Raw genomic sequence first — 19714 nt, 5'->3', positions numbered from 1 at the left:
GCGTTCGCTCCGAGGGTGGCTCCGACGACGGCGGGCACGGCGCCTGACGTGCCCATCGGCGACTTCCTCCCGCGCACGGGCGAGCAGCGCGCCCCGCGCGAGCTGCCCCCGACGTCGGCCTTCGCGGGCGACGACGGCACGTGCCCCCCGCTCCTGGCCGCAGCCCTCGCCCTGCCCGTCGGGGCGAGTCGGACGACGGCGGTCGTCCGGGCGCTCGCGAGCGAGCGCGTGCTGGTGCCGGTGGTGGCCCACGAGGAGACCGAGCACGACGCCGACGTGCGAGAGCGGCTCACGGGTCACCGCGAGCCCGCGTCCGGGACACGTGTCTCGGGTGCGACGGCGCACGCCGGTGCCGAGGCGCGCGGTCACACCGGCGGGACGGGTAGGGGCGAGACCGCTCCCGGTGCCGAGGCGCGCGATCACGTCCACGGCGGGGGCTGCGACCACGGTGGCGACGACGACGCGTTCCGCGAGGCGCGCCAGGCCTCCGCGGCGCTCGTGACGGTGCGGACCCCGGACGGGCGCGAGGCGCTGCCGATCTTCTCCAGCGTGCGGGCGATGGCTGCGTGGCGCCGCGACGCCCGACCCGTGCCGCACGAGGGTGCGCGCACGGCGCTGGCCGCGGTCGAGGAGGCCGCCGGTGTACTGGTGCTGGACCCGGGGGCCGACGAACCGGTCCTGGTGCCGCGCCCCGCGGTGTGGGCGATCGCGCGTGGCGAGGAGTGGGTCCCGGCCCTGGAGGATCCCGCGGTGGCCGCCGCGGTGGCGGAGGCGGTCGGAGGGGTCGACGGCGTGCGCCGGACGGCGGTGCTCGCCGGGGGCCGCGCGGAGGTCAAGGTCGAGCTCGCGGTCGTGCCCGGGCTCACGCGCGAGGAGGTCCAGGTCGTGGCGCAGCGGGCGGCGCAGGCGCTCGCTGAGAGCGTCGTGGTGGCGGAGCGGGTGGACTCGCTGGAGCTGGCGCTCACGACGGCGTAGCGTGCGTGGACCCGGACTGCTTGACTCGGTCGATGGCGACCGGCGAGCACCCCGTACTCCTGCACACGGTCCTCGACACGACGGACGTGCGAGGCCTGGCCGAGTTCTACCGCGAGCTCCTCGGCCTGCGGTACCGGCCGGGGGACGAGGCCCCCGCCGACGGAGCGGACGAGGCGGACTGGCTCGTGCTGACGGAGGCGGACGGGACCCGGCGGCTGGCCTTCCAGCTGGCCGAGAGGCTGCGTGCCTCGACCTGGCCGGACCCCAGCGTCCCGCAGCAGCTCCACCTCGACATGACGGTCCCCGACCGGTCGGCGCTGGAGCGTCAGCACGAGCGGGCGCTCGCCCTCGGGGCTCGTCTCATCAGCGATCGCACGGACGATCCGGATGAGCCCCTGTACGTCTACGCCGACCCGGCCGGTCACCCGTTCTGCATCTTCGTGGGGTGAGGACGCGCCGGTACCGAAACAGCATCCCCGACCGGCCGCTGCGACTCGCCGCCTCGGCGTCTGTAGCCGGCCGTCGCGTCCGCCTGCCCCAGCGTTCGTGACCGGCCGTCACGTCCGCCCTCCCCGTTGGGTACCGCCCCGGGTGTCGGATCACCCGTCACGCCTCACGCCCCGAGCGGGTAGGCGTTCCAGCGCTGCTCCGGTCGACGTCGCCACGGGGACGTGATCTGGAACGGGGAGGTCGCGAGCGGATCGCGAGCGATCCCGGGTGTCGGTGGTCGCCCCGGTGCTGCGGTCACCGACCAGCGACCGGTGTGGACGGCGTGGTGGTGGCTCGAGCAGAGCAGCACGCAGTTGTCGGCGTCGGTCCGCCCACCCTGCGACCACGGGACGACGTGGTGAGCCTCGCACCAGGTCGACGGGATCGTGCAGCCGGGGAAGAGACAGCCGCCGTCGCGTGCCACGAGGGCGCGCCGCAGCGTCGCGGGGACGAGACGGTGACGTCGGCCGAGGTCGACGATCTCCGAGCGCCCGCCGAGCACGACGGGGATGACGTCGGCGTCGCAGGCGAGCCGCCTCACGGCGCTCGCCGGGACGGGGCCGGCGTGGGGGAGCAGCGCAGCTCCGCGCGCGGCGGCACCCACCCCCGCGACGGCGTGGCCCGACCGGGTAGAGCGGTCCCACCCGGCGCACAGGTCAAATCCGGCGACGCCACCCGGTCCGGTGGTGCTACCCGGTCCGGTGGTGCTACCCGGTCCGGTGGTGCTGCCCGGTCCGGTGGTGCTACCCGGTCCAGTGGTGCCACCGGATCTGGCGGTGGTTCCGGATCCTGCGCCGCACCTGCACCCGGAGGGTTCTCGTCGTCGGGCCAACCTGGGTAGGCGCCGCCGGTCGCGAGCCCCGCCCGGAGGTCGTCCAGCTGCATCGTCACCAGTAGCTGAGGTGGCTGCCCGCCGAGCCGTGGGAGCCCGCCGGTGCGGAGGGCGGTCTCGCACGCGGAGACGAGCGCGTCCAGCATGACCTGGGGACGCGTGCGGTCGTCGATCACGTCGTCGTCTGTGGCGCCCGGAGCGGCGGGCGCCGGGGGAGTCGTGGACGAGGCCGAGGGCTCGCTCACCACGTCCGCGCCGGTCGTCGGAGCAACCGCCGTGCTGCCCACGACCTCGGTGCCGACGATCTCAGGGCGTGCGCCCGCCGCGGCACGCGGATTCGTGCCGGCGTCGAAGACGGTCAGCAGCACCTCGGTCTGCACGGTGTCGGCCCAGATGTCGAGGTGGGTCAGGCCACCACGGGTGGCACCCACCCGCACACCCTGACGCGCCCGTCGGTCCTTCTCGCCTGGTTCGAGACCGTCGGGGTCGAGGTGCGCGAGCAGCCGCTGTCCGACGCGCTCGAGGGTGCCCGGGTCGAAGGTGGCGGCGTATGTGGTCATCGTGCGCTCGGCCGCACGCCGGACGTCCGGCGGCGCGATCTCGGTCACCCGGTCCATCACCCGCAGGATCACCGCGATCGCCTCGGCGCCCGGGGTGTGGTCCTCGCCGTCACCCGTGCTGCGGCCGTCACCTACGGTGTCGTCGGCACCGCCGCCGGCGTCCGGGTCCTCGACGCCCGGTCCCGAGGTCTCTGCGGCAGTCCCCACCGCGCCTGCCAGAGCGGCGCGCCGCGGCGCGAGCGGCTGACCGGTCAGGCTCGTACCGGGGAGCAGCGCCGCCGCCGCACGGATCCGTCGCCTCGCCTCGCTCCCGCTGATCCGCACCCGGCTGCGCAGGATGTCGCACCCACGGCGGTACGGCGCAGGCTCCCGCTCCGGGTCGTGACCGACCCGGGCCGGCGACGTCGCCTCCACCGCGCCCGCGGCACGCAGCTGCAGCCGGTGCACGGCACGCGCGATGCGCTCGACCTGCTCGGCCGCCTCGGCGGCCTGCGCCCACGTCGCCCCCTCGAGCTCGCGGACCAGCGCCGCGTCGAACCGGGCCAGGTCGTCGTGCAGCATCGACAGGGCGTCGTCCATCGCGCTCCTGCCCTCGCCGATCGCCCCCGCGTCCATGCACCGATTCTATCGAACAGACGTACGACGGGCCAGGCCTCGGGGTGAACTCGTATCCACAGATTTCGCTGTCATCGCAACGTTTCTCGGCCCTGGGGACAGTGCTCGACCGCACGCCAGTGCCGTCCCGAAACACCACTCGGCCGTCACGGAACCAGGCGCCGCTCCGGCGACCACCTGCAGCTCCGGTGCGCGAGACTGGACCATGGCCTACGCCCACGTCTCCCTCGCCTCGGACGTGCTGCGCATGAGCACCTCCGTCGCGCTCGTCCTGCCGCAGCGGGCCACCACCCAGATCGGCACGACCGGTCGCGAGCCCGCCGGCGACCCGCCCGTCCTGTACCTGCTGCACGGACTGTCCGACGACGAGACCGCCTGGACCCGCCGCACCTCGATCGAGAGGTACGCGGAGGAGGCGGGGATCGCCGTCGTGATGCCCCGGGTGGAGCGGAGCTTCTACCAGGACATGGCGCACGGCGAGCGGTACTGGACCTACGTCTCGCAGGAGCTGCCCGAGCTCGTGCAGCGGATGTTCCGGGTGTCGGACCGGCGCGAGGACACCTTCGTGGCGGGCCAGTCCATGGGTGGCTACGGGGCAATGCGTATGGCGCTCGCGCACCCCGAGCGGTTCGCGGCGGCCGCGTCCCTGTCGGGTGCGCTGCACATGGCGCACCCGCAGGTGCGAGCCGAGCGCGGCGACTTCTACGCGACCGCCTTCGGGGAGGCCGACATCACGGGAACCGACGCCGACCTGCTCGCCCTGCTGCGCCGTCGGGATCTCGCGGAGCTCCCGGCGCTGATGCTCGCGTGCGGGGAGCAGGACGATCTGCTCCCCATGCAGCACGCGTTCCTCGCGGTGGCGGCCGACGTCGGCGTCCCCGTGAGCGTCTCGCTCACCCCGGGGGAGCACGAGTGGGGCTACTGGGACGCGCGCATCCGGGACGTCGTCGACTGGCTCCCCGTCCGGCGGTAGGACGGCGACGCCGACGTCGTCCGCGGGAGTCGACGTCGACCTCGAGCCTCCCGGCGCGAGACGTCCCGCGAGCGGGTCAGCGGCTCAGCGGACGGCGCCGGTCCACTTCTCGCCCGGGCCCTCGCCGGGGGCGTCGGGGAAGGCGGAGGCCTCGCGGAACGCGAGCTGCAGCGAGCGCAGGCCGTCCCGCAGCGGGCGGGCGTGGCGGTCGCCGATCTCGGGGGCGCCCGCCGTCACCAGGCCGGCCAGCGCGGTGATGAGCTTGCGGGCCTCGTCGAGGTCGGTCAGGTCGGCCCCCGAGGCGCCGTCGGTGTCGGGCGCTAGCCCGCACTTCACGGCGGCAGCGCTCATCAGGTGCACCGCCGCGGCCCCGATGATCTCGACGGCGGGGACGTCCGCGATGTCGCGGCTCGCCTCGGGCTGGCTCAGGTCGGCGGGCACGTCGGAGCCGGGGATGTCGGGGGAGGTCATGTCTGGTAGTGTTCCATGTCGACCAACCGGTCACGCACTCGTTCCTGCCTCGCGGCGGGGCCCGCGCGGGGTCGGTCAGCAAGCGGAGATCTCATCCCACCTCGTCCCGTCACCCGGGGCAGGTCCTCGGTCGGTGTGCGGTTCGCCGTCCACCTGCGCGTGTGCGTGCACACGCGACCGTCGAGGCCTCCGTCCGCACCGCGTTCGGGGGCCTTTCCCGTGCGCGGAGGTCGACACCGACACGACACCGAGGAGCACCACATCAGCGAGCCCCGCATCAACGAGCGGATCCGCGTGCCCGAGGTGCGTCTGGTCGGCCCGAACGGTGAGCAGGTTGGCATCGTTCGCGTCGAGGACGCGCTGCGGCTTGCCGAGGAGGCCGATCTCGACCTGGTCGAGGTGGCCCCGGACGCGCGGCCCCCGGTCTGCAAGCTCATGGACTACGGCAAGTTCAAGTACGAGGCGGCCATGAAGGCGCGCGACGCGCGTCGCAACCAGGCCAACACCGTGCTGAAGGAGATCCGTTTCCGGCTCAAGATCGACCCGCACGACTACGGCACCAAGAAGGGCCACGTCGAGCGGTTCCTGTCGGCCGGCGACAAGGTGAAGGTCATGATCATGTTCCGCGGTCGCGAGCAGTCGCGTCCGGAGATGGGCATGCGCCTCCTCCAGCGTCTCGCCGACGACGTCTCCGAGCTCGGTGTCGTGGAGTCCACGCCCCGCCTCGACGGCCGGAACATGACCATGGTCATCGGTCCGACCAAGAAGAAGGCCGAGGCCCGCGACGAGAACCGCCGCGAGCGTGCCCGCTCCGAGGCGCCCGCGAAGGCTCCGGCCGAGCAGATGTCCGCACCCGCGGCGCAGGCTGCTCCGGCGCCGGTCTCTCAGGCTCCGGCCGCTGCGGCTCCGACGCAGGCGCCTGCCGCTGCGGCGCCCACGTCTGCGGCCTCGACCGAGTCCGCTGCCGTGGAGTCGGCCCCGGCGAAGCCGGTGGCTGCGGCCAAGCCCGCGGCCGCTGCCAAGCCGGCAGCGGCTCCGAAGCCGGCGGCTGCTGCGAAGCCCGCTGCCGCCCCGAAGCCGGCGGCGGCGTCGAAGCCCGCGGCTCCGAAGCCGGCCGCGAGCCCGCGTCCGGCGGCACCCAAGCCGGGTGCGGCCAGGCCTGCGGCACCGCGTCCGGGTCCCAAGCCCGGCGCCTGAGCACCGACGCCGAGGGCTCGCGCCCGAGGCCACCCGCCGGGTCCCCACGACCGGCGACCAGCACGACCCGCACGTCCAGCACAACAGCACGTCCCCGCGCGAGCGGGCCAACCGAGGATGGCGAGATGCCGAAGAACAAGACGCACTCCGGTGCGAAGAAGCGTTTCCGTGTGACCGGGAGCGGGAAGATCATGCGCGAGCGCACCGGCGCCCGTCACCTGATGGAGCACAAGACCTCCACCCGTCGTCGTCGGCTCAACTCGGACGCTGCGGTGTCCCCCGCCGACCTCCCCAAGATCAAGAAGCTGCTCGGCCGCTGAGCCGTTCCAACTAGAAGGAGACTCACGTGGCACGCGTGAAGCGGGCGGTCAACGCCCACAAGAAGCGCCGGGTCGTTCTCGAGCGCGCCAGCGGTTACCGCGGTCAGCGTTCGCGCCTGTACCGCAAGGCCAAGGAGCAGGTCACCCACTCGCTCGGGTACGCCTACCGCGACCGTCGCGCTCGCAAGGGTGACTTCCGTCGCCTCTGGATCCAGCGCATCAACGCCGCGGCTCGCGCGAACGGCGTCACCTACAACCGGTTCATCCAGGGCCTCGGCCTGGCCGGCATCGAGGTCGACCGCCGCATGCTCGCCGAGCTCGCCGTGAGCGACCCGACGGCGTTCGCCGCCCTCGTGCAGCTCGCCAAGGCGGCCCTCCCGGCCGACGTGAACGCGCCGAAGGCGACGTCCGCGGCCTGAGCGACGCCGTCGCCGCACCGGCGACCAGCGTGACGACGACGCCCCGCCCTCCGATCGGAGGGCGGGGCGTCGTCGTGTCCGGAGCGTGCGGCGACAGGGGTTGTCGGAGGCCTCACTCCCGGGAGTACCCGTAGAGGTCCGTCTGCACCTCGTTCACCCAGATCTGCGCCTCGACGTCGCCCGGGTGGTCGGGGTGCTCGAGCCGCAGCGTGCGCGCGTAGGTCTCGTCGATGAACGTGGTCGGCACGCCGTGGACGTCGAGCCGGCGGGCCAGCGCGTCGAGGTCGGGGCACTGCAGCGACAGCACCGTCCCGGACCCCGCCGGCTCGGAGTGGTGGACGCCGACGAGGCCACCGCCCGCGGCTGCCAGCTCCACCCACCCACCCCCGTTCGAGGCGAGCCGAGGCACGAGGTCCAGGGTGCGCAGCACGGCGGCCGCCCCCTCGACGTCCGGCGTCATCCACAGCGGCTCGACGACGACGTCGGCGCCCGTCGGTGTCCGTCCGTGCTCCTGTGCTCGCGCCTCGCCACAGTCCGTCGCCCCGAGGGGGTCGAGCACGAGCGCCAGGCCGGACGCGGTCGTCACCCGCACCTCCCGCCCGTGCGCGGCGGTCCGGTGCTCCACCCGCAGATCGGCGTGAGCCACCTGCAGCGCGCGTGCGGCACCGTCGAGGTCCGTCACGAGCAGTCGCATCTCGGTGCGTCCGGCGTCGGGCCCGCCGGCGGGGGCGTCGTGCAGCGCGAGGCGGCCACCGGCGAGCGCGAGGTCGACCCAGCCGTCGGACTCCTCGAGCGGTCGTCCGCCGAGAGGCCGCGCCGCGACCCGTCGCCCCCGGCTGGGACACTGGTCGCATGCCGATCGCCCAGCCCGCCCTCAACCCCCGCTCCGACCGCGTGGCGACGCTGCGCCGCCTCGCGTCGCGGCAGGGACGGGAGCGCGCGGGGGAGCACCTCGTGGAGGGGCCGCAGGCGGTCCGCGAGGTCGTCCGGTTCGCTGCGAGTCGCGTGCGCGACCTGTACGTCACCGACGACGCGCGCGACCGGTGGCCCGAGATCGTGCGCGAGGCGCTCGAGCACGACCTCTACGTCCACGAGACCACGCCCGAGGTCATGGACCGTCTCTCGGGAGACGCGCAGGGCGTGCTCGCCGTCGCCCGCACCCACCTGCTCGGACCGGACGACCTGCCGGGCGCCGTGCAGGGCGCGCGCCTCGTCGTCGTGTGCGAGCAGGTGCGCGACCCCGGGAACGCCGGGACGATCATCCGGGCGGCGGACGCGGCGGGGGCCGACGCCGTCGTGCTCACCGCCGGGAGCGTCGAGGTGCACTCGCCGAAGGTCGTGCGCTCGAGCGCCGGCTCGCTGTTCCACCTGCCGGTGGTGACGGGGGTCGAGGTGGGTGACGCCGTCGCCCACCTGCGGCGCGCCGGCCTCACGATCCTCGCCGCCGACGGCGGGGGCGAGCACGACGTCGAGACCTCGCCCCTGCTCGCCGGGCCGACGGCCTGGGTGCTCGGGACGGAGGCGCAGGGTCTGTCCGCACGGGCGCGCGACCTGGCCGACGCCGTCGTGGCCGTCCCGCTGCGCGGCAGGGCCGAGAGCCTCAACGTGGCGATGGCGGCCACCGTCTGCCTGTACGCCTCATCGCGGGCGCACGCCGCGCAGCCCTAGGCCCGATCACGTCCGCCATGTGAGACTCGTGGGTGCGATGCAACCCGCGTCGCGCACCGCGCCTACCCTCCACCTCGGCCCGCGGACGCACCGCGGCGCCCCGTCACGAGGAGACCCCTTCATGTCACGTGTCCACAAGACCGCCGGCACCCTGGCGATCGCGTCGCTGACCCTCGCCCTCGCGGCCTGCGGCGGCGGTTCCGACGGCGACGACGCCGCGAGCGACGTCATCCGCGTCGGCACCGAGGGCACCTACTCGCCCTTCACCTTCCACGACACCGCCGCCGGCAACGAGCTCACGGGCTACGACGTCGAGGTCATCGAGGCGGTCGCGGCCGAGCTCGGGCGCGAGGTCGAGTTCTCCGAGACCCAGTGGGACGCGATCTTCGCCGGCCTCGAGGCGAGCCGCTTCGACGTCATCGCCAACCAGGTCACGGTCAACCCGGAGCGGCAGGAGAAGTACGACTTCACCGAGCCCTACACGGTGTCCACCGGCGTCGCCGTCCTGCCCACGGGCAGCGACATCACCTCGGTCGCCGACCTCGCCGGTCTCACCTCCGCGCAGTCCGCGACCTCCAACTGGGCCGCGGTGGCGCGCGAGTCGGGCGCCGAGGTGGAGGCCGTCGAGGGCTTCACGCAGGCCGTCACGCTGCTCAAGCAGGGGCGCGTCGACGTCACGCTGAACGACAACCTGGCCGTCCTGGACTACCTCAACACGAGCGGCGACACCGACGTCGAGATCGCGTTCGAGGTCGGCGAGCCCTCGGAGCAGGCCTTCGCGCTGCGCAAGGACTCGCCGCTCACCGCCGAGATCGACGGCGCGCTGCAGACCCTGCGCGAGAACGGCACGCTGGCGGAGATCTCGGAGCGCTGGTTCGGCGAGGACGTCTCGGGCTGACCCGTGGACCTCGACCTCGTCCGCGAGTCGATCGGCCCGCTGCTCCTCGGCACGATCCGCGGCACCATCCCGCTGACGGCGTTCTCGTTCGTCGGCGGAATGGTGCTCGCGGTGCTCGTGGCGCTCGCGCGGCTGTCCGCCGTCGCACCGCTGCGATGGCTGGCCCAGGGGTACGTCTCGATCATCCGGGGGACGCCGCTGCTGGTGCAGCTCTTCCTCATCTTCTACGCGCTGCCGTCGCTCGGGATCACGATCGACCCGTTCCCCTCGGCCGTCGTGGCCTTCTCGCTCAACGTCGGCGGGTACGCCTCGGAGATCGTGCGCGCCGCGATCCTGTCGATCCCGCGCGGCCAGTGGGAAGCCGCCGAGACGATCGGCTACGGCCGTGCCCTCGCGCTGCGGCGGGTGATCCTCCCGCAGGCGGCGCGCGTGGCCGTCCCGCCGCTGTCCAACACCTTCATCTCGCTGGTCAAGGACACCTCGCTCGCCTCGGCGATCCTTGTGACCGAGCTGCTGCGCAAGGCGCAGGAGATCGCCGCGCCGACCTTCGAGTTCCTCACGCTGTACTCCCTCGCGGCCGTCATCTACTGGGTGCTGTGCCTGGTGCTCTCCATCGGGCAGGGTTTCCTCGAGCGGCGGCTCGGCCGGCACCTGGCGCCGCAGGTCGCGAAGGTCGAGAAGGTCAGGCAGGAGATGGCATGAGCACGCACGACGGCCAGATCCGCGACGGCGAGATCCACGACGGTGGGAGCCTCGCCCCCGAGGAGACGCCGGAGGGCATCGAGGTCCGCGGTCTGGAGAAGTCCTTCGGCGCCACCCCTGTCCTGGAGGGCGTCGACCTCGACGTCGCCCCCGGCACGGTCACCGTGCTGATGGGTCCCTCGGGCTCCGGCAAGTCCACCCTCCTGCGCTGCCTCAACCTGCTGGAGACGCCGCAGGCCGGGCGGGTGCGGATCGGGGAGGACGAGATCGAGTTCGGCGCCCCGCTGCGCCGCGGGCGGGCGGCCGCGCTCCGGCGGCACTCCGCCATGGTCTTCCAGTCCCACCAGCTCTTCCCGCACCGCACGGCGCTGGAGAACCTGATGGAGGGGCCGGTGCACGCCCAGCGGCGGCCCCGCGCCGAGGTCGAGGTCGAGGCCCGGGCTCTCCTGGAGCGTGTGGGACTCGCGCCCAAGGCGGACGCCTACCCCGACCAGCTCTCGGGCGGGCAGCAGCAGCGTGTGGGCATCGCTCGCGCGCTCGCGCTGCGCCCCCGCGTCCTGCTGTTCGACGAACCCACCTCGGCCCTCGACCCCGAGACGGTGGGCGAGGTGCTCGCCGTCATCCGCGACCTCGCCGCCGAGGGGCGCACGATGGTCGTGGTGACCCACGAGGTGCGCTTCGCACGCGACGTCGCCGATCACGTCGTCTTCCTCGACGGCGGGGTGGTCGTCGAGCAGGGACCGCCGGGGCAGGTGCTGGTGGAGCCGCGGCACGAACGCACCCGCGCGTTCCTCGGACGGATCCTGTCGCACTGACGACCCCGCCGCCCGAGCGCCGTTCGCCGACCGCCCGGTCGCCGGCTCTCGCCGACGACCGGACGGTCGACCCGGGCGCTGGAGGCCTACGGAACCTCGACCACGAGGTGCCCGGCCTCCGCGGCGCGGTACAGGAACGCCGCCATCGCGTCACGGTTGACGGACGCGAGCGGTCGGTAGATCGCCGTCCCGTCGTTGCCGTGCCACCCCGTGGCGATGCCCTCCGACGCCAGCCACGCGATCTCGTCGGCGAACTGCGCGGAAGCCGGCACGTCGGGGAACGCCGCCGCGCCGTCGCCACCGACCTCGGGCGACCCCGCCGCCCGGTGCAGGAACGCGGCCATCGCGTCCCGGGCCACCGGCGCGAGCGGGCGGAACTCCGCGTGCCCCGTCCCGGCGTCGACCCATCCGGTCGAGATCCCCTCGTGCGCCAGCCACGCGATCTCGAGGTAGTGCTCGTCGCCCGGCGCGACGTCGGTGAACGGGGATGTCACCGGCGGCTCGAACGCGGGAGAGCCGGAGGCCCGGTACAGGAACGCCGCCATCGCGTCGCGCGCCACCGGGGCCAGCGGCCGGAACTCGCGCCCGCCCGCGCCGTCGTCCCACCCGCGCGAGAGGCCGCTCGAGGCGAGCCAGGAGATCTCCTTGGCGAACAGGCCGCCCTCGGCCACGTCGCTGAACGTCGGGACCTCCGGGTCGGGCGGCACCGGCGCCGTCGCGATCGAGAACACCATGAGGTCGGGGTTCGTCGGGAGCGTGACGGAGACGATCCGCCGGCCCTCGGGAGCGAGCGCCGGGGCCGTCGCGAAGACGAAGACCTGGTTCTGGTCGCCGTTGCGCTTCGTCATCCGCGCCACGACCTCGTTCCCCGGGATCGGCGCCACCGAACCCTGACCCGTGGGGAAGATCCAGTCCCCGAACGTCAGCGGGGTGGTCACGCTGGCCCCGTCGTCGAGGTGCAGCACGGCGTCGCCACCCTGCCGGCCGTTGGTCGCCGCTCCGACGAACGCGACCGCGTCGGTCGGATCGTCGAGCCGTACGGTCTGCCCGGCCGAGCGGATCGTGTCGGGTGAGCCGTGCGGCGCCGCAGGCCAGGTGAAGGTGAGCTCGCCGAGCTCGTGCTCCGACCCCGGGGTCAGGCCCTGCGCCGCCAGCTGCTGCCGCGAGTAGGAGTTGCCCTGCCGGTCGAAGTCACCGACCCGGGCGTCGGACTCGTCCGCCGTCCCGACGACGTCGTAGAGGTCCCCGATGCTGCCCGCGCCGCTCACCGTCAGCGTGATCGGCACCGTCACCGGCTCGGTCGTCCCGGGTGCGCTCAGCCGGACCGGGAACGTCCGCGTCCCGCCCGGGGCGTCCGGCCCGACGGCGAGCGTCACCGCGAGCCTGTTCGTCATCGGGTCGAGGGGTGCGGCCGTCGCGGTGACGTGCTCGTCGCCGTCGACCGCCACCGTGAGGTCGGAGGCCGGGTACCCGATCACGCGCAGGTCGAGCTGGGCCGTGACGCTCTCCCCGGGGGCCGCGGCGACGCGGACGTCGGGGGCGCCGACGATCACGGACCGCTCGCCGTCCCGGAACGACGGCGGCGGCGTCGTGCCCGCACCCCACCCCGTGTCGGACTCACCGAGGGTGTAGGCGATCGTGCCGCCGTCGTGGATGAGGTCCTCCGGCAGTGCGGTGCCGGACCACGGCTCGCCGTCGATCGTCATGCCGGTGATGACGCGCTTCCCGTCGGAGGCCCCCGGGGCCTCGACCGCGAGAGTGCCGCCGCCCGCGAGCGTGATCTCCGAGCGGTCGAAGCGCGGCGTGTTGATCGAGACGACGTCCGTCCCCGGCGTCACCGGGTAGAGCCCGAGCGCCGCCCACACGTACCACCCGGCCTGCGCCCCGAGGTCGTCGTTGCCGGGCTTGCCGTTCGGCACCGGCTGGAACAGCTCCGCGACGATCCGGTCGATCAGGGCGGACGCGCGCGCCGGCTCTCCCAGGTAGTTGTAGATCCACGGCACGCCGAAGTTCGGTTCGTTGCCGATCCACAGGGTCGGCTCGCTCGGGCCCGAGTTGAGCTCGGTGGTGAAGGTGTCCAGACGCTCCACGGCCGCCTCGCGCCCTCCGATCGACTCCATCAGCGCGGCGACGTTCTGCGGCACGAGCCAGAGGTACTGCTCGGCGTTGCCCTCGTCGAAACCCTCCTGGCCGAAGCCGCCGGCGGTCGGCCGCACGAACGTCCCGTCGACGTTGCGCGCCGCCAGCCCGTTCTGCGCCGGGTCGAACACGTTCTGCCACCACTGGCTGCGCGGCCGGAAGGCTGCCTCGACGTCGTCGCGTCCCAGCTCCCGGGCCAGGGTCGCGATCGCGAAGTCCGCGATCGACCACTCGAGCGTGATCGACGCCCCGTTGATGCCGTGGTCGCCGCGGTACTGAGCCATCTGGGGCGCGTAGCCGCGCTCCAGGTACGTCTCGATCCCGCGGCGCTGGACGTACCCGTTGGCGGTCGCGCCCGACGACGTCGCCCCCTTGACCATGTACTCGAGCGCCGTCGCGACGTCGAAGTCGCGGGCGCCGAAGGCGTACATGCTCGCCAGGAGCGGGACGGAGGAGTCCCCGCTCATCTGGCCGACGTGACCGTTCGCCACCGGCCACCGCGGCAGCCACCCCGTCTGCTCGGCGATGTCGACCAGGGACTGCGCCATGTCCGAGGCGCGGTCGGGGTCGAGGATCGTCTGGAGTGCGCCGAGGGAGCGGTAGGTGTCCCAGTCGGAGAAGTTCGCGTACTGGGTGCGCCCGTCCTCCAGCGTGCGGATCTGGTCGTCGAACCCGATGACGCGGCCGTCGACGTCGCTGAAGGTGTTGGGGTGCAGGAGCGAGTGGTAGAGCGAGGTGTAGAACATCGTCAGGTCGGTCTCGGACCGGCTCGCGACCCGGATCCTGCCGAGCTCGGCCGCCCACGCCTCACGCGCCTGCTGCTGGGTGGCGGCGTAGTCGAAGTCCGGGATCTCGGTCTCGCGGTTGCGCGTCGCGCCCGCGACGTCGACGTAGGAGATGCCGACGGTCGCCCGCACCTCGCTCCCGGCCGGGAACGTCAGGGTGGCGCCGGAGCGGGCGTTCGACGCCGAGCGCTCGCCCGGGCGCACCTGCTGGCCCTGCCAGGTCGCGAACGACTCGAAGGGCTGGTCGAACTCGATCGAGTAGTACAGCGTGTAGCGGTTGGGCTTGCTGCAGAAGCGGCCGGTCGTGACGGATCCGGTGAGCACCGAGTCGCCGACGACCTCCGTCGTCGAGCCGGTCACCGGGGACAGCGATCCGCCGGCGTTGACGATCACGGTGCCGGGGCCGCCGCCGTCGGGGAACGCGATGTCGAGACCGCCCGAACGCGTGGCCGCCGACAGCTCGACGTCGACGTCCGAGTCCAGGAGCGTCACGGCGTAGCGACCGACCTCGGCCTCCTCCTGGCCGTGGTCGTAGCGCTCGGTCCGCTCCCAGGGCCGCGCCCCGGCGTCGCCCGTCACGGGGAGGATCGGGACGTCGCCGAAGATGCCGCACCCGGCGGCCGCATGGGTGGTGCTGAATCCCTTGATGCGGTCCGTGCGGTGGCGGTAGCCGGCGTACGAGCCCGGGGTGTCGGGGGAGAGCTGCATCATCCCGTAGGGCATCGACGGGCCGGGGAAGTTGTTGATCTCGCCGACAACGCCCGTCGCCTCGCCCGTGCCGACCATCGGGTCCACGTAGGGGAGGGGGTCGGTCACGAGCTCGGGGCCGTCCCCGGCGTCCGGTGCGGCGCTCGCGGCGGTGGCGCTCGCCGTCGCGATCAGGAACGTGCTGGTCAGGGCGGCGACGGCGCGTCGCCAGCGGGGGTGGGTCATGGCACCTCGAGTCCTCGGGTGGGTGCGTCCGCCGGGGCTGCGTCGCCCGCCGGCTCCGGTGCCGACAGGCGCCCGGGGCGAGGGGCGCCCCGTCAGCGTAGCGGGTGCCGGACAGCGCTGTCAGGAGGGCGGTCGTCGAGGACCTCTGGCAGGATGGGGACGTGTCCGTGATGCTGCACCCCGCCCGCGCCGGCCGCCGATTTCCGCGGCCCGGCCGCTGCTGCGCCTGACGGCGCGGAGCGACCCGGGCGATCAGCGGGACCTCGGCGGCCACGTGCCGACCAACCCCGCGTGCACCAGCAGACGAACCGTTCCCGGAAGGAACCCCTGTCATGACCAGCGACACCACGCTGCCCGACACCCCGCAGCCCGACGCCGTCGGCCCGACGGACGCCGACGCGATCGAGCGCGTCACGACCCGGGCGCTCGACGCCGTCGCCGCCGCCGACTCCCTCGAGACGCTCAAGGCGGTGCGCATCGAGCACACCGGTGAGCGCAGCGCGCTCGCGCTCGCGAACCGCGAGATCGGCAGCCTGCCCAAGGAGGAGAAGGCCGCGGCCGGCAAGCTCGTCGGCGGCGCGCGCGGCCGCGTCGGTGCGGCGCTCAAGGCTCGCGAGGCCGAGCTCGCCGAGCTCCACGCCCAGCACGTGCTGCGGACCGAGACGATCGACGTCACGCTCACCGCCGCGCGCGGCACCGCAGCCGCCGTCACCACGGGCGTGGCTGGGGCGCGCCACCCGATCGCGACGACGTCCGAGCAGATGGCCGACATCTTCGTCGGCATGGGCTGGGAGATCGCCGAGGGGCCCGAGGTCGAGCACGAGTGGTTCAACTTCGACGCGCTGAACTTCAAGCCGGACCACCCCGCGCGCCAGATGCAGGACACGTTCTTCCTCGACGGCGACGCGCACCTCGTGCTGCGCACCCACACCTCGCCGGTGCAGGCGCGCGCCCTGCTCGAGCGCGGTGTCCCGCTCTACGTCGCGTGTCCCGGTCGGGTCTTCCGCACCGACGAGCTGGACGCGACGCACTCCCCGGTCTTCCACCAGGTCGAGGGCATCGCGATCGACGAGGGCCTGACGATGGCGCACCTCAAGGGCACGCTCGACCACTTCGCGAAGGCGATGTTCGGGGCCGACGCGCGCACACGCCTGCGCCCGGCGTACTTCCCGTTCACCGAGCCGAGCGCCGAGATGGACCTGTGGTTCCCGCAGAAGAAGGGCGGCCCGGGCTGGATCGAGTGGGGCGGCTGCGGCATGGTCAACCCGAACGTGCTGCGCAGCGTCGGCGTCGACCCCGAGCGCTACTCCGGCTTCGCCTTCGGCATGGGCATCGACCGCGCCGTCATGCTCAAGCACGGTCTCGAGGACCTGCGCGACCTGTTCGAGGGCGACATGCGGCTCTCACGCACCTACCCCCTGGGAGGGGAAGCCTGATGCCGAACGTCGTCCTGCCCTGGCTCGCCGAGCACGTCGAGCTGCCCGCCGACCTCACCGCCGCCCAGCTCGCCGAGGACCTCGTGCGCGTCGGGCTCGAGGAGGAGGCGATCCACACCTCCGGCGTGACCGGCCCCGTCGTGGTCGGCCGCGTGCTGGCGAAGAACCCCGAACCGCAGAAGAACGGCAAGGTCATCAACTGGTGCCAGGTGGACACCGGTGAGCGTGACGAGGCCGGCGAGGTGGTCGAGCGCGGCGTCATCTGCGGCGCGCACAACTTCGAGGTCGGCGACACGGTCGTGGTGTCCCTGCCCGGCGCCGTGCTGCCCGGCGACTTCGTCATCGCCGCGCGCAAGACCTACGGCCACGTCTCCAACGGCATGATCTGCGCGGCCGACGAGCTGGGGCTCGAGAAGTCCGGCGAGGGCATCATCGTGCTCGCCACCGCGGCGCAGCGCGAGGCCACGCCGGAGTCGGTCCCGGCCCCGGGCACCGACGCGCTCGCGCTCCTCGGCCTCGCGGACGAGGTGCTCGAGATCAACGTGACGCCCGACCGCGGCTACTGCTTCAGCGTGCGCGGCGTCGCCCGCGAGTACGCGCACTCGACCGGTGCCGCCTTCACCGACCCCGGCCTGCCCGCGCCGCGGGGAGCGCGCCGCAGGTCCCGTCGGCCACGCCCGGCGGCTTCGCCGTCGAGATCGACGACGCCGCGCCCATTCGCGGCGAGGTCGGCGCCGACCGGTTCGTCGCGCGCGTGGTTCGCGGGCTCGACCCGAGCGCGCCCACGCCCGAGTGGATGCAGCGACGCCTGCGCCAGGCCGGCATGCGGCCGATCTCGCTCGCCGTCGACGTCACGAACTACGTGATGCTCGACCTCGGGCAGCCGTTGCACGCCTACGATCTCGCGCAGGTGCACGCCCCGATCGTCGTGCGCCGCGCCCGCGCGGGCGAGAGCCTCACCACGCTCGACGACGTGACGCGGACCCTGCACGAGCAGGACCTCCTCATCACCGACTCGCCGGAGGGTTCGCGCGCCTCGCGCCCGATCGGCATCGCCGGCGTCATGGGTGGAGCCAGCACCGAGGTCACGGACGCCACCACCGACGTCCTGATCGAGGCGGCGCACTTCGACCCCGTCACGATCGCCCGCTCCGCCCGCCGCCACCGCCTCCCGAGCGAGGCGTCCAAGCGGTTCGAGCGCGGCGTCGACCCCCGCCTGCAGGCGATCGCGGCGCAGCGCGTGGTCGACCTCCTCGTCGAGCACGGCGGAGCCCGCGCCGACGACGAGGCCGTGACCGACGTCGACGAGACCACCTCGCCGACGACGATCACGCTCGACCCCGCCGCCGCGCGGCGGCTCATCGGCGTGCGCTACACGTACGACGAGGTGCACGACACGCTCGAGGCGCTCGGAGCCGCCGTGACCGACATCGCCGACGGCGAGGCCCGCGAGCTGCTCGTGACCCCGCCGACCTGGCGCCCCGACCTCACCGAGGCCGTGGACCTGATCGAGGAGGTCGTGCGCCTGCGGGGCTACGACGCCGTCCCCACGATCGCGCCGCGCGCGACGCCGGGCGCCGGGCTCACGACGGCGCAGCTGCTGCGCCGCAGCGCCGAGCGGACTCTGGCCGAGGCGGGGCTCGTGCAGGTGCTGTCCTACCCGTTCGTGGGTGCCGGGGTGCACGACTCCCTGGGCGAGGCCGCCGACGACCCGCGCCGCACCGCCGAGCGCCTGGCCAACCCGCTGGCCGACGACGCGCCCGAGCTGCGCACCAGCCTGCTGGCCACGCTGCTCCCGCTCGCGACGCGCAACCTCAGCCGCGGCGCGGCGACGGCGGCCGTGTACGAGGTCGGGTCGGTCACGCAGGGCCGTGACGAGAACGGTGGGGCCGCCACGGGGCAGCCGCTCCTGCCCGACGGCGGCGCGCACCCCGGCGAGGAGACCGTCGCGGCGCTGCTCGCGGCAGTCCCGCACCAGGAGCGGCACGTCGCCGGCGTCCTGGCGGGAGGCGGTGCAGCGCCCGGCGGCGAGGGTTCCGCCGCGCAGGCCGAGACCGCCATCGCCATCGCCCTGCGGCTCGCGGGTGCGCTCGGCGTCGACGTCGAGGTGGCCGCGGCCGAGCACGCGCCGTTCCACCCGGGCCGGTGCGCGGCCGTGACGCTGGCCGACGGCACGCTGGTGGGCCACGCGGGCGAGCTCGCCCCCGCCGTCGCGAAGGCCTTCAACCTGCCCGCGCGCGCCGCGGCGTTCGAGCTGGATCTCGACGCCCTCGTGGCGGCGGCGAGCGCGCGGGACCTCCGGGTCGGCAAGCTCTCGACGTTCCCGATCGCCAAGGAGGACGTCGCGCTCGTCGTCGACGCGGCCGTGCCGGCGCAGACCGTGCGTGCCCTCGTGCTCGAGGCGGCCGGCGATCTCGCCGAGAGCGTCGAGCTGTTCGACGTCTACACGGGTGACCAGGTGGGCGAGGGGAAGAAGTCGCTGGCGTTCGCGCTGCGGCTGCGCGCCGCCGACCGTACGCTGACCGCGGCCGAGACCGCCGGGGTGCGGGATGCGGTCGTGGCGCTGGCGGCCGAGCGCGTCGGCGGGGTGCTGCGTGGCTGACGCGCCTGCGGCGGGCACCGATGTCGCAGCGCCGCTCGGTGCCCCCGGGCCAGCCGCCGTCGCCCTCGTCACCGGCGCCTCGCGCGGCATCGGCCGCTCGGTGGCGCTCGCCCTCGCGGCGCAGGGTCTCGCCGTCGGGCTCCTCGCGCGCGACGGCGACGCCCTCGCACAGGTGGCGCGCGAGATCGAGGCGGCGGGCGGTCGTGCCGCGGTGGCGACGGCCGACGTCGGCGAGTACGCGCAGGTGAGCGCCGCCGTCGCGCACCTGGTCGAGGCGCTCGGCACGCCCGACCTGCTCGTCAACAACGCCGGCCGCATCGACGCCGAGGTCCCGCTGTGGGAGGCCGACGTCGAGCAGTGGCAGGGCGTCGTCGCCACGAACCTGCTCGGGTCGTTCCACGTCTCGCGCGCGGTGACCGCGCGGATGGTGGCGGCCGGGGGCGGTCGGGTGGTCGACATCGTCTCGGGCGCCGGCGCGAGGGACTGGGACGTGACCTCGGCCTACACCGCCACGAAGGCGGCGCAGATCCGCACGGTCGGGCACCTGCACGAGGCCGGGGTCGGTCACGGGCTGCGCGCGTTCGCGATCGCGCCGGGCACGGTCGAGACCGCGATGTCGACCTCGATGAGGCTCCACGCCGGTCGGACGAGCTTCACGCCGGTGGAGCGCACCACGGACCTGATCGGTGCGATCGCGCGCGGTGAGCTCGACGACTGGTCGGGCACCTACCTGCGCGTCACGAACGACACGCCCGAGGCTCTCGCGGCGCACGGCGCCCCGCAGGGCCTGGCGCGGCGTTTCGGCGTCCACCCGTGGGGGCCGGACGACCCGCTGGCCGCCGAGACCATGGTGCCGCCGCGCTCCTGAGAGGGGGACCCGCGGTC

The 19714-nt window shown here is 74.0% G+C and carries 19 protein-coding genes; 14 read left to right on the top strand and 5 right to left on the bottom strand.

The features are described 5' to 3' along the window. The first annotated feature begins 48 nt into the window (after window positions 1–48). Together QQK22_RS08115 and QQK22_RS08110 are read left to right on the top strand one after the other, a co-directional pair. A complete protein-coding gene (locus QQK22_RS08115; RefSeq protein ID WP_284250474.1) occupies window positions 49–975 on the top strand; it encodes an SseB family protein in 927 nt (308 codons plus the stop codon). A gap of 32 nt (window positions 976–1007) precedes the next feature. Beyond that, window positions 1008–1424, top strand: a complete 417-nt coding sequence (locus QQK22_RS08110) for a VOC family protein (protein WP_284250473.1) — start codon at window positions 1008–1010, stop codon at window positions 1422–1424. A gap of 164 nt (window positions 1425–1588) precedes the next feature. On the opposite strand, the gene QQK22_RS08105 is transcribed toward QQK22_RS08110, so the two are convergent. Both QQK22_RS08105 and QQK22_RS08100 read right to left on the bottom strand, forming a co-directional pair. After that, window positions 1589–2005, bottom strand: a complete 417-nt coding sequence (locus QQK22_RS08105) for an HNH endonuclease signature motif containing protein (protein ID WP_284250472.1) — start codon at window positions 2003–2005, stop codon at window positions 1589–1591. Beyond that, window positions 2002–3471, bottom strand: a complete 1470-nt coding sequence (locus QQK22_RS08100; protein WP_284250471.1) for a DUF222 domain-containing protein — start codon at window positions 3469–3471, stop codon at window positions 2002–2004. The genes QQK22_RS08105 and QQK22_RS08100 overlap by 4 nt, the downstream gene beginning before the upstream one ends. A 205-nt stretch (window positions 3472–3676) precedes the next feature. Between QQK22_RS08100 and QQK22_RS08095 the strand changes: the two genes are divergently transcribed. Further along, window positions 3677–4444: an alpha/beta hydrolase gene (locus tag QQK22_RS08095; protein ID WP_284250470.1), complete on the top strand. Its 768-nt coding sequence runs from the start codon at window positions 3677–3679 to the stop codon at window positions 4442–4444. Between the two features lie 84 nt (window positions 4445–4528). Here the strand turns inward: QQK22_RS08095 and QQK22_RS08090 are convergent, their stop codons facing one another. After that, the gene (locus QQK22_RS08090) at window positions 4529–4915 is read right to left on the bottom strand and encodes a DUF1844 domain-containing protein (protein ID WP_284250469.1); all 387 of its coding nucleotides are present in this window, start codon (window positions 4913–4915) and stop codon (window positions 4529–4531) included. A gap of 294 nt (window positions 4916–5209) precedes the next feature. Between QQK22_RS08090 and infC the strand changes: the two genes are divergently transcribed. From infC to rplT, 3 genes are all read left to right on the top strand, one after another. Continuing rightward, window positions 5210–6112 (top strand): translation initiation factor IF-3, encoded by a 903-nt coding sequence (infC, locus tag QQK22_RS08085; protein WP_431310146.1) that lies wholly within the window; start codon window positions 5210–5212, stop codon window positions 6110–6112. 125 nt (window positions 6113–6237) lie between these two features. Further along, complete coding sequence (gene rpmI / locus QQK22_RS08080) at window positions 6238–6432, top strand: 50S ribosomal protein L35 (RefSeq protein WP_284250466.1); 195 nt, start codon at window positions 6238–6240, stop codon at window positions 6430–6432. 26 nt (window positions 6433–6458) lie between these two features. Further along, window positions 6459–6851 carry a 50S ribosomal protein L20 gene (rplT, locus tag QQK22_RS08075; RefSeq protein ID WP_284250465.1) on the top strand — a complete coding sequence of 131 codons (393 nt, stop codon included), beginning with the start codon at window positions 6459–6461 and terminating at the stop codon, window positions 6849–6851. Between the two features lie 112 nt (window positions 6852–6963). On the opposite strand, the gene QQK22_RS08070 is transcribed toward rplT, so the two are convergent. After that, window positions 6964–7533 carry a VOC family protein gene (locus tag QQK22_RS08070; protein ID WP_284250464.1) on the bottom strand — a complete coding sequence of 190 codons (570 nt, stop codon included), beginning with the start codon at window positions 7531–7533 and terminating at the stop codon, window positions 6964–6966. A 170-nt stretch (window positions 7534–7703) separates the two neighbouring features. Between QQK22_RS08070 and QQK22_RS08065 the strand changes: the two genes are divergently transcribed. From QQK22_RS08065 to QQK22_RS08050, 4 genes are all read left to right on the top strand, one after another. Beyond that, on the top strand, window positions 7704–8519 hold the full coding sequence (locus QQK22_RS08065) for a TrmH family RNA methyltransferase (RefSeq protein WP_284250463.1): 816 nt from the start codon (window positions 7704–7706) through the stop codon (window positions 8517–8519). Window positions 8520–8640: 121 nt separating this feature from the next. Beyond that, window positions 8641–9417, top strand: coding sequence for an amino acid ABC transporter substrate-binding protein (locus QQK22_RS08060; protein WP_284250462.1), 777 nt, complete (start codon window positions 8641–8643; stop codon window positions 9415–9417). Window positions 9418–9420: 3 nt separating this feature from the next. Then, window positions 9421–10119, top strand: coding sequence for an amino acid ABC transporter permease (locus QQK22_RS08055; protein WP_284250461.1), 699 nt, complete (start codon window positions 9421–9423; stop codon window positions 10117–10119). Further along, complete coding sequence (locus QQK22_RS08050; RefSeq protein WP_284250460.1) at window positions 10116–10934, top strand: amino acid ABC transporter ATP-binding protein; 819 nt, start codon at window positions 10116–10118, stop codon at window positions 10932–10934. The genes QQK22_RS08055 and QQK22_RS08050 overlap by 4 nt, the downstream gene beginning before the upstream one ends. An 86-nt stretch (window positions 10935–11020) precedes the next feature. On the opposite strand, the gene QQK22_RS08045 is transcribed toward QQK22_RS08050, so the two are convergent. Then, window positions 11021–14791, bottom strand: a complete 3771-nt coding sequence (locus QQK22_RS08045; RefSeq protein WP_284250459.1) for a GH92 family glycosyl hydrolase — start codon at window positions 14789–14791, stop codon at window positions 11021–11023. A 332-nt stretch (window positions 14792–15123) separates the two neighbouring features. Between QQK22_RS08045 and pheS the strand changes: the two genes are divergently transcribed. From pheS to QQK22_RS08030, 4 genes are read left to right on the top strand one after another with little or no spacing between them, the layout of a single operon-like run. Next, window positions 15124–16227 carry a phenylalanine--tRNA ligase subunit alpha gene (gene pheS / locus QQK22_RS08040; protein ID WP_284250458.1) on the top strand — a complete coding sequence of 368 codons (1104 nt, stop codon included), beginning with the start codon at window positions 15124–15126 and terminating at the stop codon, window positions 16225–16227. Then, window positions 16227–17093, top strand: a complete 867-nt coding sequence (locus QQK22_RS18695) for a phenylalanine--tRNA ligase subunit beta (RefSeq protein ID WP_348525540.1) — start codon at window positions 16227–16229, stop codon at window positions 17091–17093. The genes pheS and QQK22_RS18695 overlap by 1 nt, the downstream gene beginning before the upstream one ends. Then, a complete protein-coding gene (locus QQK22_RS08035) occupies window positions 17024–18829 on the top strand; it encodes a phenylalanine--tRNA ligase subunit beta (protein ID WP_348525539.1) in 1806 nt (601 codons plus the stop codon). The genes QQK22_RS18695 and QQK22_RS08035 overlap by 70 nt, the downstream gene beginning before the upstream one ends. Beyond that, on the top strand, window positions 18822–19697 hold the full coding sequence (locus QQK22_RS08030) for an SDR family NAD(P)-dependent oxidoreductase (RefSeq protein WP_284250457.1): 876 nt from the start codon (window positions 18822–18824) through the stop codon (window positions 19695–19697). Before QQK22_RS08035 ends, QQK22_RS08030 begins: the two co-directional genes overlap by 8 nt. Window positions 19698–19714 lie beyond the last annotated feature (17 nt).

Source organism: Litorihabitans aurantiacus (genome assembly GCF_030161595.1).
In the GTDB taxonomy this organism is placed as follows: Bacteria; Actinomycetota; Actinomycetes; order Actinomycetales; family Beutenbergiaceae; genus Litorihabitans; species Litorihabitans aurantiacus.
The sequence above is the reverse complement of the archived record's forward strand: the minus strand, read 5'-3'. Positions and strand labels throughout refer to the sequence as shown.